General features: G+C 64.4%; 13 protein-coding genes and 1 tRNA gene. 11 read left to right on the top strand and 3 right to left on the bottom strand.

Annotated features, from left to right (window positions below; all coding sequences use genetic code 11):
* From QMX82_RS18485 to QMX82_RS18435, 11 genes are all read left to right on the top strand, one after another.
* Positions 1 to 1,291, top strand: a 1,291-nt coding sequence (locus QMX82_RS18485) for a response regulator (protein WP_282286275.1), incomplete at its 5' end; no start/stop codon positions are given.
* A 3-nt stretch (positions 1,292 to 1,294) separates the two neighbouring features.
* On the top strand, positions 1,295 to 2,113 hold the full coding sequence (locus QMX82_RS18480) for a CheR family methyltransferase (RefSeq protein ID WP_208693605.1): 819 nt from the start codon (positions 1,295 to 1,297) through the stop codon (positions 2,111 to 2,113).
* A gap of 1 nt (position 2,114) precedes the next feature.
* A complete protein-coding gene (locus tag QMX82_RS18475) occupies positions 2,115 to 2,702 on the top strand; it encodes a chemotaxis protein CheB (protein ID WP_282286274.1) in 588 nt (195 codons plus the stop codon).
* The gene (locus QMX82_RS18470; protein WP_133861963.1) at positions 2,695 to 3,891 is read left to right on the top strand and encodes a hybrid sensor histidine kinase/response regulator; all 1,197 of its coding nucleotides are present in this window, start codon (positions 2,695 to 2,697) and stop codon (positions 3,889 to 3,891) included. Before QMX82_RS18475 ends, QMX82_RS18470 begins: the two co-directional genes overlap by 8 nt.
* A gap of 96 nt (positions 3,892 to 3,987) precedes the next feature.
* Positions 3,988 to 4,806 carry an NAD-dependent epimerase/dehydratase family protein gene (locus QMX82_RS18465; RefSeq protein WP_282286273.1) on the top strand — a complete coding sequence of 273 codons (819 nt, stop codon included), beginning with the start codon at positions 3,988 to 3,990 and terminating at the stop codon, positions 4,804 to 4,806.
* A gap of 11 nt (positions 4,807 to 4,817) precedes the next feature.
* Positions 4,818 to 5,696, top strand: coding sequence for an SMP-30/gluconolactonase/LRE family protein (locus QMX82_RS18460; protein ID WP_282286271.1), 879 nt, complete (start codon positions 4,818 to 4,820; stop codon positions 5,694 to 5,696).
* A 161-nt stretch (positions 5,697 to 5,857) separates the two neighbouring features.
* Positions 5,858 to 7,117 (top strand): acyltransferase family protein, encoded by a 1,260-nt coding sequence (locus QMX82_RS18455; RefSeq protein WP_282286270.1) that lies wholly within the window; start codon positions 5,858 to 5,860, stop codon positions 7,115 to 7,117.
* A 65-nt stretch (positions 7,118 to 7,182) separates the two neighbouring features.
* Positions 7,183 to 8,367, top strand: a complete 1,185-nt coding sequence (locus tag QMX82_RS18450; protein ID WP_336619074.1) for a Fic family protein — start codon at positions 7,183 to 7,185, stop codon at positions 8,365 to 8,367.
* A 66-nt stretch (positions 8,368 to 8,433) separates the two neighbouring features.
* Entirely contained in the window at positions 8,434 to 9,015 is a 582-nt protein-coding gene (locus tag QMX82_RS18445) for a DUF4337 domain-containing protein (protein WP_282286268.1), read from the top strand.
* A 134-nt stretch (positions 9,016 to 9,149) separates the two neighbouring features.
* Entirely contained in the window at positions 9,150 to 9,401 is a 252-nt protein-coding gene (locus tag QMX82_RS18440) for a helix-turn-helix transcriptional regulator (RefSeq protein WP_282286266.1), read from the top strand.
* Positions 9,401 to 10,588, top strand: a complete 1,188-nt coding sequence (locus tag QMX82_RS18435; protein WP_282286264.1) for a type II toxin-antitoxin system HipA family toxin — start codon at positions 9,401 to 9,403, stop codon at positions 10,586 to 10,588. The genes QMX82_RS18440 and QMX82_RS18435 overlap by 1 nt, the downstream gene beginning before the upstream one ends.
* An 81-nt stretch (positions 10,589 to 10,669) precedes the next feature.
* Here QMX82_RS18435 and QMX82_RS18430 read toward each other — a convergent pair.
* The 3 genes from QMX82_RS18430 to dnaG all read right to left on the bottom strand — a co-directional run bounded on the left by QMX82_RS18430 (position 10,670) and on the right by dnaG (position 14,689).
* Positions 10,670 to 10,746, bottom strand: a tRNA-Ile gene (locus QMX82_RS18430).
* 105 nt (positions 10,747 to 10,851) lie between these two features.
* Positions 10,852 to 12,705 (bottom strand): RNA polymerase sigma factor RpoD, encoded by a 1,854-nt coding sequence (gene rpoD, locus QMX82_RS18425; protein WP_282286262.1) that lies wholly within the window; start codon positions 12,703 to 12,705, stop codon positions 10,852 to 10,854.
* 76 nt (positions 12,706 to 12,781) lie between these two features.
* Complete coding sequence (dnaG, locus tag QMX82_RS18420; protein ID WP_282286260.1) at positions 12,782 to 14,689, bottom strand: DNA primase; 1,908 nt, start codon at positions 14,687 to 14,689, stop codon at positions 12,782 to 12,784.
* Positions 14,690 to 14,950: the final 261 nt, after the last annotated feature.

The raw sequence follows: 14,950 nt of genomic DNA, 5'->3' as shown, positions 1-14,950 counted from the left end.
CCCCCGCCCCCCCCCCCCGCCCCCCCCCCCCCCCCCCCCCCCCCCGGGGGCCCCGGCGCCGGTGGGGTCGGCCTTTGCCGACGACCGCGACAGCTGGCCCTATCCGGATCGCCGGGTGCTGGTGATCGAGGACGAGGTGCCCTTCGCGCAGATCCTCTTCGATCTGGCCCACGAGCTGAAGTACAGCTGCCTGGTGGCCCACCGTGCCGAGGAAGGCTTCGCCGCGGCGCTGGAATACCGTCCCGATGCCATCCTGCTGGACATGGGGCTGCCGGATCATTCCGGCCTCACGGTGCTGGAGCGACTCAAGGAAAATCCCCTGACCCGACACATTCCGGTGCATGTGGTCTCGGCCTCGGATCGCATCGAGACGGCCATGCACATGGGTGCGGTCGGCTATGCGATCAAGCCCACCACCCGCGACGACCTGCGCGACGCCTTCACCCGGCTGGAAGCCAAGTTCGCCGCCGGCATCAAGCGGGTGCTGCTGGTGGAAGACGACGCCCTGCAGCGCGACAGCATCGCCAAGCTGATCGGCGATGTGGACGTGGAGATCACTGCCGTGGAGATGGGCAGCCAGGCCCTGGAACTGCTGCGCGACGAGGTCTACGACTGCATGGTCATCGACCTCAAGCTGCCCGACATGGAAGGCGGCGAACTGCTAAAGCGCATGGCCAGCGAAGACATCTGCTCCTTCCCACCGGTGATCGTCTACACCGGTCGCAGCCTGACCCGCGACGAAGAAGCGGCGCTGCTCAAGTATTCGCGTTCCATCATCATCAAGGGTGCGCGCTCGCCGGAGCGGCTGCTCGACGAGGTGACCCTGTTCCTGCACAAGATCGAGGCCGACATGCCGCTCGATCGCCAGCGCATGCTGGAAAGCGCCCGCAGTCGCGAAAAGGCCTTCGACGGCCGCACCCTGCTGCTGGTGGACGACGACGTGCGCAACATCTTCGCCCTCACCAGTGCCCTGGAGCAGAAGGGCGCCAAGGTGGAGATCGCCCGCAACGGCCTGGAAGCGCTGGAGAAGCTCGACAACAGCGATACCATCGACCTGGTGCTGATGGACATCATGATGCCGATGATGGACGGCTACGAAGCCATGCGCGAGATCCGCAAGCGGCCGCACATGAAGAAGCTGCCGATCATCGCCATCACCGCCAAGGCCATGAAGGATGACCAGGAGCGCTGCCTCGCCGCCGGCGCCAGCGACTATCTGGCCAAGCCCATCGACCTGGACCGGCTGTTCTCGCTGATCCGTGTCTGGATGCCGTCGCTGGAGCGGCTGTAGGTCATGAGCGAACGGCTGCAGGACATCGAGCTGAGGTTGCTGCTGGAAGGCATCTTCCTGAGATACAGCCACGACTTCCGCAATTACTCCAAGGCCTCGCTCAAGCGGCGGGTGCTGCAGGCGCTGACGCGCTTCGACTGCCCGAGCATCTCGACGCTGCAGGAGCGCGTGCTGCGCGATCCGGCGCTGTTCGCCGAGCTGCTGCAATTCATCACCATCCCGGTCAGCGAGATGTTTCGCGATCCGGGCTACTTCCTCGCCCTGCGCCAGCAGGTGGTGCCGATCTTGCGCACCTACCCCTCGCTCAAGGTGTGGATCGCCGGCTGCAGCACCGGCGAGGAAGTCTTCTCCATGGCCATCCTGTTCCAGGAAGAAGGGCTGCTCGAGCGCACCCTGTTCTATGCCACCGACATCAATCCGCGCTCCATGGAGAAGGCCCGCCAGGGCATCTTTCCGCTGGAGCGCATGCGCGCCTACACCGCCAGCTACCAGAAGGCCGGCGGCACCCGAGCGTTTTCCGACTATTACACCGCGGCCTACGACGGCGCCCTGTTCGACAAGTCGCTGATCGCCAACGTGACCTTCGCCGACCACAGCCTGGCCACCGACAGCGTCTTTTCCGAGACGCAGCTGGTGTCCTGCCGCAACGTGCTCATCTACTTCAACAAGAATCTGCAGAATCGGGCACTCGGCCTGTTCCACGAGTCCCTCAGCCACCGCGGCTTTCTCGGCCTGGGCAGCAAGGAGTCGCTGGACTTCTCCGCCTATGCCAGCCACTTCGAGCCGGTGGTGAAGCAGGAACGGCTGTTCCGCAGGCTCTAGCATGTTCCCGCCCCTGAAACCGTTGCGCCTCATCGTCATCGGAGCCTCTGCCGGCGGGCTGCAGGTGCTGCTGCGCCTGCTCTCGACCCTGCCGGCCAGCTACCGCCTGCCGCTGGCGGTGGTGCTGCACCTGCCGGACGATCGCAATTCGCGCCTGGCCGAGCTGTTTCAGCAGCGACTGGCCTTGCGGGTACGCGAGGCCGAGGACAAGGACGCTATACTGCCGGGCAGCCTGTATTTCGCGCCGCCGGGTTATCACCTGCTGGTGGAGGACGACTTCACCCTGTCGCTGTCGCGTGACGAGCCGGTGCAGTTTTCCCGGCCGTCCATCGATGTCTTGTTCGAAAGCGCGGCCGATGCCCTGGGCGAGCAGGTCTGCGGCATCCTGCTGACCGGTGCCAACCAGGACGGCGCCAGCGGCTTGCACGCCCTGGCGCAGAACCGCGGCATCACCGTCGTCCAGTCGCCGCAGTCGGCCGAGGTGCCGACCATGCCCGAGGCGGCGCTGAAGAGATTCCACCCGGATTTCGTGCTGGATGTGCCGGGCATCCATCTATTGCTCATCGAGCTGGAACGCGACCATGGCTGAAGTACCCGTCGAACAGGCGAAGCTCCTGCTCGTAGACGACCTGCCGGAAAATCTCCTGGCACTGGAAGCCCTGCTGCGCAGCGAGGCGTTGGAGATCTTCCAGGCCAGCTCCGCGGAGGCCGCGCTGGAGCTTCTGCTGATGCACGAATTCGCCCTGGCGATCCTCGATGTGCAGATGCCGGGCATGAACGGTTTCGAACTGGCGGAAATGATGCGCGGCCTGGAAAAGACCCGGCACATTCCCATCGTCTTCGTCAGCGCCGCCGGCCGCGACCTCAACTACGCCTTCAAGGGCTACGAGAGCGGTGCGGTGGATTTTTTGCACAAGCCCCTCGATGTCCATGCGGTGAAGAGCAAGACCCGGGTCTTCGTCGACCTCTACTGGCACCGCAAGCGCCTAGCCGAGCAGCTGGTGGCCCTGGAGCAGAGTCGCCAGGAGCAGGAGATCCTGCTCGCCGAGCTGCGCCAGACCCAGGTCGAGCTGCAGCAGGCGGTGCGCACCCGGGACGACTTCATGTCCATGGTCTCCCACGAACTCAAGACGCCGCTCAATACCCTGATGCTCGAAGCCCAGCTGCGCCGCATGTACCTGGACAAGGGCAAGCTGGAGGCCTTCACGCCCGACAAGCTGGCCGGCATGGCCGAGCGTGACGAGCGGCAGATCCAGCGCCTGGTGCACCTGATCGACGACATGCTCGACATCTCGCGGATCCGCACCGGCAAGCTGTCCATCCGCCCCTCGCAGTGCGACCTCGCCGCCCTGGTCAACACCGTGGTCGACAGCTTCGCCTCGCAATTCGCCGCCGCCGGTTGCCCGGTGGAGCTGCACGCCGAAGGCCCGGCGCCCGGCTACTGGGATGAATTCCGCATCGAGCAGGTGATCACCAACCTGCTGACCAACGCCATGAGATACGGCGCCGGGCGTCCGGTGGAGATTTCCCTGCGCAGCGATGGCGCCGACGTGGAGTTGAGCGTCAAGGACCATGGCATCGGCATCCCGGTGGAGCACCAGGCGCTGATCTTCCGCCAGTTCGAGCGCGCCAGCGGCACCGAGAACATCGCCGGCCTGGGCCTGGGCCTCTATATCGCCGACCAGATCGTCAAGGCGCACCATGGCAGCCTGCACGTGGAAAGCATCGCCGGGCAGGGTGCGACCTTCCGCCTGCGACTGCCTTGCCTGCCGACCTAGGCAGCATTGACAGGACCCCAGGCGCCCGCGAGAATCGCGAAAAGAGGTGGGATGTCGTACCTCTTGCCAGATAACTCCATAAGAAGGCGCCCGCTCATGTCCGAAGTCTCCTCGTCACCTTTCCACCGTCTGTTGCTGACCGGCGCTGCCGGCGGCTTGGGCAAGGAGCTGCGCCAGCGGCTCAAGCCCCATGCCGAGACCCTGCGGCTGTCGGACATCGCACCGATGGCGGCGGCCGAAAGTCCGGCGGAAGAGGTGGTGACCTGCGACCTGGCGGACAAGGCTGGCGTCCATGCCCTGGTGGAAGGCGTCGATGCCATCCTGCACTTTGGCGGTATCTCCACCGAGCACGCCTTCGAACCCATCCTCGAAGCCAATATCCGCGGCACCTTCAACCTCTATGAGGCCGCGCGCCGTCATGGGGTGAAGCGCGTCGTCTTCGCCAGCTCCAACCATGTCATCGGCTTCTATCGCCAGGACCAGCGCATCGACGCCAGCGTGCCCCAGCGTCCGGACAGCTACTACGGCCTGTCCAAGGCCTTTGGCGAAGACCTGGCGACCTTCTATTTCGATCGCTATGGCATCGAGACGGTGAGCATCCGCATCGGCTCCTCCTTCCCCGAGGCGCAGAATCGCCGCATGCTCGCCACCTGGCTGAGCTACGAAGACTTGACTGACCTCATCCTGCGCAGCCTGACCACTCCAGATGTCGGTCACACCATCGTCTATGGCGCCTCCGACAACCGCGACAGCTGGTGGGACAACCGCCTGGCCGCGCACCTGGGCTTCCAGCCCAAGGACAACTCCGAGCAATTCCGCGCCAAGGTCGAGGCCCAGCCCATGCCGGCGGCGGACGATCCGTCGATGGTCTACCAGGGTGGTGCCTTCGTCGCCACCGGTCCCTTCGACGACTGAGGAGGGCCGCCATGACTGCCGAATTGCTCGTCGATGCCCGCAACGCCACTGGCGAGTGCCCGGTCTGGCACGTTGCCGAACAGGCGCTCTACTGGGTCGATATCCCGGCCAAACGGCTGCACCGCTGGACCCCGACAGGCGCCCTGGACAGCTGGAGCGCACCGGAAATGCTCGCCTGCATCGCTGCGCGCGAGGGCGGCGGCTGGCTCGCCGGTCTGGAAAGCGGCCTCTTCGCCCTGCAGGCCGAGGCTTCCGGTCAGCTCAGCGGCGAGCGCCTGGTCGCTCTAGACCATGCCCAGCCGACCATGAGATGCAACGACGGTCGCTGCGATCGCCAGGGCCGCTTCCTAGTGGGCACCATGGTGCAGGACATGGCGCAGGGCGCCCCGGCTGGGCGCCTCTACAGCCATACGGCCGGCGACGGCGCCCGGCTGCTGCTGGACGACCTCATCGTGCCCAACGGCCTGGCCCTGAGCCCCGATGGCCGCACCCTCTATCTGTCCGACTCCCATCCCAGCCGTCAACTGATCTGGGCGTTCGACTACGATCCCGACTCGGGCACACCCAGCAACCGGCGGCTGTTCGTCGACATGAACACTCATCCCGGCCGGCCCGATGGCGCCGCGGTGGATGTCGACGGCTGCTACTGGATCTGCGGCAACGATGCCGGTCTGATCCATCGCTTCACGCCCGACGGCCGGCTCGATCGCTCCCTGGCCGTGCCCGTCAAGAAGCCGGCCATGTGCGCCTTTGGCGGACGCAACCTGGACACCCTGTTCGTGACCTCCATCCGTCCGGGTGGCGATCTGAGCGATCAGCCGCTGGCGGGTGGTCTGTTCGCCCTGGACCCCGGCGTGCAGGGGTTGCCGGAGCCTGCCTTCGCCGGCTGAAGCGGTCCCGGTTTAAGACACCGCAGGACTGCCGGACGGCGGCGTCCTGAGCGGCGCCGGGTAATCTCGGGAAACCGGTTGTCATGCTTTTGTCATGAACATCGGCAGGGCTCATGCCCAGGCGGCTTATAATCAGGTCTTATCCGCCGTAAACCGCTGCCATGACCTCTTCAACCGCAAGCCGCCCCACTGCCCGTTACTACGGTCTGGAATGGCTGAGATTCCTCATGGCGCTGTACATGGTCGTCTACCACCTGGGCGGGCTCTACAGCGATCTGCCGGATGCCTTCCGCCGCCTGGCCGGCATGGGCTTCTTCGCCACCAGCACCTTCTTCCTGCTCTCCGGTTTCCTGCTGGCCCACGTCAGCCTGGATCGCCAGGGCGCGCTCAAGGGCAGCTCCCGTGGCTTCGTCCTGCGGCGGCTGTGCAACCTCTATCCCATCCACCTGCTGACCCTGCTGGTCGCGCTAGGGCTGTCCTACTGGCTGTCCCAGGATTCCTGGCTGGAACACGGGGTGCCGGTCTACTACAACCAGCATCCCTATCTGCAGCTGGAGGAGGGCAGCGCGCTGGACGAGATGCTGCCGCTGTCCTGGCTGGCGGCCACCACCCATGTGCTCTTGCAACTGCTACTGCTGCAATCCTGGGAACCGCGCTTTCTCTGGCTCAACGGCGCCGCCTGGTCGATCTCGGCGCTGCTGTTCTTCTACCTGCTGTTCCCGCTGCTCGGCCCGCGCCTGATGCGCCTGCGCCGCTGGGCCCTGGCTGCCGTCATGCTCTGGGGGCTCTATCTGCTCGGTCCGCTAGTGGCCACCTGGGCCCAGGCCTTCGATACCGTGACGGTGGGCGTCATCCACCGCAATCCGCTGATCCGCCTGCCGGAATTCCTGCTCGGCATCCTCCTCTATCGCGCCGTGCAGGAGCCCTGGGTGGCCGAGACCACCCAGCGCCTGCGCGTGCCGCTGCTGCTGTTCGGCCTGACCGGCCTGTGGCTGGGCGCCCTGCTGCTGGAAGGCGATGGCCGCCGCTGGTTCTACCTGGTCCACAATGGCCTGCTGACGCCCTTCCAGGCCGCGGTGCTGCTGGCCTGCGCCACCTTCGGCGAACCCGGTCGCGCCGGCGTGCGCCGCCTGGCCCAGCGCCTCGGCGAGGCCTCGCTGTGCATCTTCGCCGTCCACACCCCGCTGATCGGCGTGCTCGAACCCTGGACCCGCACCCTGCTGGGCTGGATGCACCTGGCCGGCGACAGCCTCGAAGACCTGGCCGAAGACGTCGGCGAGGCACTGGCCCTGCCCATCCCCATTCCCGGCTGGATGCTGCCGCTGCACCTGGTGCTCATCGTCCTGCTCGGCCTGGCCATGCAGCGCTGGGTGGCCGGTCCGCTGCGCCGCTGGCTGCAGGCGCGGCTGCCCAAGCTCTAACTTACATAGGTCAGCGGATTATTAAGGTTTAGTACGTTATCCTTTAATTAACCGACTGCTTATTAATGGATAACGTCATGCGGAAGCAGGATTTGAGTCCCGAACGCCAGGCGTGCCTGGTTCGTTGTCCAGACTATCCCCACTGCTATGCGCTGGTGCCTCCACCCGTGCCGCGGCGGCTACCCATGGAGGCCAGGCTGAGACGGGCCTTAGGGGACGCCCAGGAGGCCCTGGGTATGCTCAAGGCTTCCAGCCAGTTGCTGCCGAACCACGACCTGATCACCCGCACCCTGGCGCGGCGGGAGGCGGTACACAGCTCGCAGATCGAGGGCACACGCACGCAACTTCCTGAGTTGTTCGAGTATGAAGTGACGGGTGGCGAGGGTTTGCCCCTTGATGCGGGCATTACCCAGCGCTACGTGCAGGCGCTGGAATTCGGGCTGGCCACCTATCGCCAACAGGGCAGCCGAGCGGCTTTGGATGAGCGTCTGGTCAAGCAGTTGCACGCTGAGCTGATGCACGACGCTGGGGAAGCCTATCGACCGGGCGAATACCGCGTCACTCAAGCCTGGATCGGTCAGAGTCGACGGATCGAGGACGCCACCTTCGTACCCCCGCCACCTGAATACCTACCGGAGTGCATGGCCGCTTTCGTGCGCGATGTGCTGCACTACACGCCCGCTGAGGACGAACAGGGCGAACTCTCCGTCGTTGCGCAATTGGCGCTGGCGCATGCCCAGTTCGAGACTATCCACCCGTTTGTCGATGGTAATGGACGGGTGGGGCGCCTGCTGCTGCCATTGCTGCTGGCCACCGAAGGCTATCCACCGCTGTACCTCTCGGGCTTCCTGCTACGCAATCGGCGGGACTACTACGATACCCTGGCGGCCACGCAGCTCAGAGGTGACTGGGCTCCCTGGTGCACCTTCCTGGCCGAGGCGGTGACCCATGCCTGCCGCTCCGCCGTAGCCATCGCCCAGGATATGACAGCGCTGGAGCAGCGCTGGCAAAGGCAACTCGAAACGCTCGGATTACGTAGTGACGCTGCGGCGCTCAAGCTGCCACTGCTATTACTGGCCCAGCCGGTCGTTACCGTGCGCCAGGTGCAGCTATGGCTCGGCGTATCCTTTCCGACGGCCAACAAGGCCTTAGAGGTTCTGGTCAAGTGCGGCATCCTCAGCGAGCCGGCGCAGCGTCGCCACCGGGTCTACCATGCTCGCGAATTACTCGACAGGCTGAGCCAGAACTAACCCCTTAAGAAGGTCTTAAGCCAGCCCAGATAGCCTCGCCGCAGGAATCCGCAGCGGAGCTGAGTCTTGTCCAGCGAATACGAAGTCCACGGCCCCCACGACCACGAGGTGGAACACGCCACCCACGGCGCCCATCGCCGTGACAGCCTCACCGGCCGCATCGCCGTTACCACCGCCATCCTGGCGACGCTAGGCGCCCTCTGCGCCTACCAGGGCGGCAACGCCGAGAGCCTGGCGCTCTACTACAAGAACGAAGAAGCCATCGCCAAGACCGAAGCCGCCAACCAGTGGGGCTACTACCAGGCCAAGGGCGAAAAGCAGAACCTCGCCGACTTGGGCGCTGCCCTCGCGACCAACCCCGACACCGCTCAACGCTTCACCCAGGACAGCCAGCGCTACGCCCAGCAAAAGGCCGAGATCCGTACCAAGGCCGAAGCCTTGGAGGAAAAGGTCATGGCCAACGAAGCCCTGAGCGAAACCCAGCTCCACCGCCATCACCGCTGGGCCCAGGCCACCATGCTGATGCAGGTCGCCATCTCCCTGGCCGCCATCACCCTACTGACCCGGCGACGCTGGTTGCAGGCAGCGGTCTATGGGGTGGCCGGGGGAGGGGTGGTTGTAGGGGTGTTGGCGTTGCTGCACGTCTAGCCATTCAGGCGTTGCCAGAGAGCGACCAACAGGCACTCAAAGGTACGACTTGCCACAGCGATAGAATTGGCTTTACTGAAAGCCTGAGGTTTCGTATACGTTACAAATAATCAACTTTGTTACGTATGCAGAACATGGATAGCGAGCTGATCATTCAACGTCTTGGCAGCCAACTCCGCCAGCGGCGCCTCAATCGAGGCCTTACGCAAGCGAGCCTCGCCGAACTGGCAGGCCTTACTCGGCAAAAGATCATCGCTGTGGAGCGAGGAGACTCCCGTGTCGGTATGGCAGCCTACGCACGAGCGCTCGCAGCCTTGGATTGCGAGCTGGCAATAATCCCTGCCGCCTTGCCGACCTTGGACGAGATTCAGGGGATATTCGACTGATGAAGACCCGGCTGCGAGTCGCAACTCCTGCAGGCGGGAGCGGAGCGCTCATGGCTCAGGATGGCGACTACCTGTTCCGCTACCAGGACGATGCTTCGGCAATGGCTGCCATCAGTCTGCTGATGCCGGTGCGCCTGGATGACTATCGCCGCCGCGAACTGCATCCGATCTTCCAGATGAATTTGCCGGAAGGCTATGTACTGGAGCAGCTACGCAACAGGTTGGCCAAGCTGGTACCTCTGGATCCTATGGCTCTGCTGGCCCTGACGGGCAGTAGTTCGCCCATCGGTCGCGTGACGGTGACATCGCCTGAGATCGATACACTACTGGAACGCCAGCGCTTTCCAGGCGAACGACTCAGCGAGATTCTCGCCTGGGATGGCACGGAAGACCTGTTCGTCGAATTGGTGGATCGCTACATCCTGCGCGCCGGTATCTCCGGCGTACAGCCCAAGGTGTTGGTGCCCGAGCGGGAGGATGCCCGCTTCACCTCGAGAACCGCCGAGTTGATCATCAAGAGCGGTCGAGACGAATTTCCAGGACTGGCAATCAACGAATACCTCTGCATGTCCGTGGCCCGCGAAGCAGGCATTCCGGTGCCGGAATTTCACCTTTCCAGCAACGCCAAGCTCTTCGTCATGCGCCGGTTCGACCGCGACGAACATCTTGAACCTCTCGGCTTCGAAGATATGGCTGCCCTGATGGGGCTGGCAGCTGAGCAGAAGTACAGCAAGAGCTATTCGGCGATCGCCAAGGCCATCCGCCTGTTCTGTGCGCCCGAACATGTCCGCTCTTCGCTGGCGCAACTCTTCGCCACGGTGAGCCTGAGCTGCATCCTCGGCAATGGCGATGCGCATCTGAAGAACTTCGGCTTGCTCTATGCCGACCCTACCCAGCGTGATGCACGGCTGGCGCCCGCCTACGACATCGTCAACACCACCGCCTACCTTCCCGAGGATGTTCTGGCGCTGGAGTTGATGGGCAACAAGTCGCTGTTTGCCTCGCGCCAGGGTTTGCTGGATTTTGCGGAAGTCTGCGACGTTGAACGACCGGCTGAGGTGATCCGCGCCCAGCTGGAGGCGCTGGAGCGGGTCCTAATGCGTGCAACTGACCTTTGCGAGCAGGCGCCACAGATCGTCGCTGCCATCCGGCACAGCGCTGCGCCCTTCGTGCAGACGTTCGGCTAAAGCACGAGGACTCGGAAAAGGCAGGGCAAAAGCCCAAATTACAGGCATGAAAAAGCCGCGCAACGCGCGGCTCCTGAAAGATGGTGGGCCCACACGGACTTGAACCGTGGACCAAAGGATTATGAGTCCTCTGCTCTAACCAACTGAGCTATAGGCCCTATAGCGCGGTGGAGTATACCGGGGGTGGCGGGGATCGCCAAACCCTTGTCGGGCATAAAAAAACCGGAGCCTGGGCTCCGGTTTTCTGGTGCAGCGGCTACGTCTTACTCGTCGAGGAAGGAGCGCAGGTGTTCGCTGCGGGACGGGTGGCGCAGCTTGCGCAGGGCCTTGGCTTCGATCTGGCGGATACGCTCGCGGGTGACGTCGAACTGCTTGCCCACTTCCTCGAGGGTGTGGTCGGTGTTCATGTCGATGCCGAAACGCATGCGCAGGACCTTGGCTTCACGGGCGGTGAGGCCGGAGAGCACGTCGCGGGTGGCTTCCTTGAGGCTTTCGCTGGTGGCCACTTCGATCGGGGACTGCATGGAGCTGTCCTCGATGAAATCGCCCAGGTGCGAATCCTCGTCGTCGCCGATGGGCGTCTCCATGGAGATCGGCTCCTTGGCGATCTTGAGCACCTTGCGGATCTTGTCCTCGGGCATCTCCATGCGCTCGCCCAGCTCTTCCGGGGTCGGCTCGCGACCCATCTCCTGCAGCATCTGGCGGGAGATCCGGTTCAGCTTGTTGATCGTCTCGATCATGTGCACCGGAATCCGGATGGTGCGCGCCTGGTCGGCGATGGAGCGGGTGATGGCCTGGCGAATCCACCAGGTGGCATAGGTGGAGAACTTGTAGCCACGGCGATATTCGAACTTGTCCACCGCCTTCATCAGACCGATGTTGCCTTCCTGGATCAGATCGAGGAATTGCAGACCACGGTTGGTGTACTTCTTGGCGATGGAGATCACCAGGCGCAGGTTCGCCTCGACCATTTCCTTCTTGGCGCGGCGGGCCTTGGCCTCGCCGATGGACATGGCGCGGTTGATGTCCTTGATCTGCGAGACTTTCAGCTCGTAGTCACGCTCCAGTTCGGCCAGCTGGGCCTGCTTGGCCTTGATGTCGGCCTGGAAGCGCTCGAGACCTTCGGCGTACTTGGGCTTGCCCTTGAGCAGGCCGGAGGTCCATTCGGTGTTGGTCTCGTTGCCGGGGAAGTGGCGCAGGAAATCGGCACGCGGCATGCGCGCATCGCGCACGGCGAGCTGCATGATGGCGCGCTCGAGGCCACGCACCCGCTCCAAGGACTCGCGCACGCGGATCACCAGGGCTTCGTACTGCTTGGGCACCAGCTTGATCGGCGAGAACAGCAGGGCCAGGGCGACGAATTCTTCCACGGCGTGGTCGTTGTCGCGGCCGTGCTTCTTCAGCACCTTCTTGGTCTTTTCCAGCTGCTCGGCGACCGCGCCGAAACGCAGGCGAGCCTCTTCCGGATCCGGACCGCCGTCGCCTTCTTCCTCGTCGGCGTCGTCGCTTTCTTCCTCTTCGTCCTTCTCGTCGTCCACGGCCTTGGCATCGGTGGCCTTGTTCGGGACGGGCAGGACCTCGCTCTCATTCGGCAGGCTGCCGTCGTCGGGATCGATGTAGCCGGCGAGGACGTCGGACAGGCGACCGCCTTCGGTGGTGACGCGGGTGTATTCGCTGAGGATATAGTCGACGGTGCCCGGGAACTGGGCGATGGCGCCCATGACTTCGCGGATGCCTTCCTCGATGCGCTTGGCGATCTCGATCTCGCCTTCGCGGGTCAGCAGCTCCACGGTACCCATTTCACGCATGTACATGCGCACCGGGTCGGTGGTACGGCCGACATCGCTTTCCACCGCGGCCAGGGCGGCGGCGGCTTCTTCGGCGGCGGCTTCGTCGGTATCGGTTTCCGCCAGCAGCAGGGCATCAGCGTCCGGCGCGGTCTCGAATACGTTGATCCCCATGTCATTGATCATGCGGATGATGTCTTCCACCTGTTCCGGATCTGAAATATCCTCCGGTAGGTGGTCATTGACCTCCGCGTAAGTCAGGTAACCCTGCTCACGACCGCGGGCGATCAATTCTTTCAGACGGGATTGCTGTTGCGCTTTTCCGGACATAGGTACCCTTCCACTGAAGGCTTAGGCGGGCAAAAATAGCTGAACATTATAGCCGGTTAGACGGTGGTCGTGCCAGTTAGGTCACGGACCCCGCCGGACGGCTGAGGAGTTCGCGTAGGCGGTCCTTGTCTTCGGAGCTCAGTTCGCTCTGTCGCGCCTTGCGTAGGAGTTGCTCCAGCGAGCGATCACGCTGGCTGGCGGCTAACCTCGTTATGGTGTCGAAAAACTGTTGTTCAAGGTTGTCGCCGGCAATCAGCCACTCTTTTTCCGCCAGGGCGCGCAGTAGTCGCCCCTGTTCGGTGCCGTGCCAGCGGGCGATGAGCGCCAGGGTGCTCTGTCCCGGCTTCTTCTGCAGCGCCTCGACCAGGGCGACCAGTAGCTGGGCGTACTGATCGCTTTCCTCGGCCAGGTCGCGGGCGTCCTGCACCGCCTGGGCCAGCGTCGGGTGATGCAGCAGGCTGCGTAGCGCGGCCAGCACCGGGGTCTCCACCTTGACCGGTGGCTGGCGCGGGATGCGCTCGCCGCCGCCCTTGCCGTTGAAATCCTTTTTCCAGCCCTTGCCGTCGCGCCCGCCCTTGCCCTCGCGGCGTGGCGTCCACTGCTGCTGCGCCGGCGCTTCCTCGGCATGGGCGTAGGCGTAGTCGCCATAGTCCATGGGAGGCGCATCCTGCGCCGGTGCGGACGGTGCCAGCTGGCTCAGGGCGTCGTTGCCGAGACCGGTGAGTTCGCTCAGGCGCTGGCGCATCAGCAGGCGCAGGTTGTTGCCGGGAATCTTCTCGATCAGCGGCGCCGCCAGGGTGGCCAGGTGCGCCTTGCCTTCGAGGGTGGCCGGGTCCGCTTCGATCATCAGTTGCTGGAAGAAATACTCGGCCAGCGGCTGGGCCTGCTGGACGAAACGCGCCTGGAAGGCATCCGCCCCCTCGGCACGCACCAGGGTGTCGGGGTCCTCGCCTTCGGGCAGGAACAGGAAGCGCACCCGGAAGCCGTCCTTGAGCACCGGCAGGGCCGATTCCAGGGCGCGCCAGGCGGCGCTGCGGCCGGCCTGGTCGCCGTCGAAGCAGAACAGGATGCTCGGCACGATGCGGAACAGCCGCTTGATGTGCTCTTCGCTGGTGGCGGTGCCCAGGGTGGCCACGGCATTGCGGATGCCCTGCTGGGCCAGGGCGATGACGTCCATGTAGCCTTCCACGACGAGGATCTCGTCCAGGTCGCGGTTTTGCTTGCGTGCCTCGAACAGGCCGTAGAGTTCCTGGCCCTTGTGGAAGACCGGGGTTTCCGGCGAGTTGAGGTACTTGGGCTTGTCGTCGCCCAGCACCCGACCACCAAAGGCGATCACCCGGCCCCGGCTGTCGCGGATCGGGAAGATCACCCGGTCGCGAAAGCGATCGTAGCGCTTGCCGCTCTCGGCGTTCTCCACCAGCAGGCCGGCATCGAGCATGGCCTTCTGCTGCAGGTCGTCGCCACCCAGATGCTTGCCCAGGTTGTCCCAGCCTGGCGGGGCGAAGCCCAGGCCGAAGTCGCGGGCGATCTCGCCGGTGAGGCCGCGCTTCTTCAGGTAGTCCACCGCCGCCTGGCGCTTGGGATGGTTGCGCAGCGCCAGGCGATAGAATTCGGCGGCCGCGGCCAGCAGCGGATAGAGCGGCGAGTCCGTGGGTTGTCGCGGCTTGCGCCGGCCACCGCTTTCCTCGCGCGGCACGTCCACGCCGGCTTTCTTGGCCAGTTCCTCGACCGCCTCGGGAAATTCGAGGTTGTCGTGGTCCATGATGAAGCCCAGGGCGTTGCCGCCGGCGCCGCAGCCGAAGCAGTAGTAGAACTGCTTGTCGGGGCTGACGCTGAAGGAGGGCGTCTTCTCGTTATGGAAGGGGCAACAGGCCATCCAGTTCTTGCCGGCCTTCTTGAGCTTCACCCGTGCGCCCACCACTTCGACGATGTCGGTGCGGTTGAGCAGGTCGTCGATGAAGCCTTGCGGGATGAGTCCGGCCATGGTCAGCGTCTGGATAGAGGAGCGAAGAGCGGAGGATGAAGCGAGGAGGGCAGTCTAGTGCGGTGCCTCAGAAGTTATCTACACAATTCTGGCGGCGCTTTTTCGTCCTGGACGGCGTTGCTACTCCTCGCCATAGCCCTGCTATGACTCGTCGCAGCGCCTTGCCCAGGCCAAAAAATCACTCGCCAAATCTTGCGCGAACTTCGGAGGCACCGCACTGCGCCAGAGGACGCCAGGGCGAAGCGGGAAGGCCAGAAACAA

It is taken from the genome of Pseudomonas sp. PS02302 (assembly GCF_029959585.1).
GTDB classification, from domain to species: Bacteria; Pseudomonadota; Gammaproteobacteria; order Pseudomonadales; family Pseudomonadaceae; genus Chryseomonas; species Chryseomonas aestiva.
This window is presented reverse-complemented; position numbering and strand designations above follow the sequence as displayed.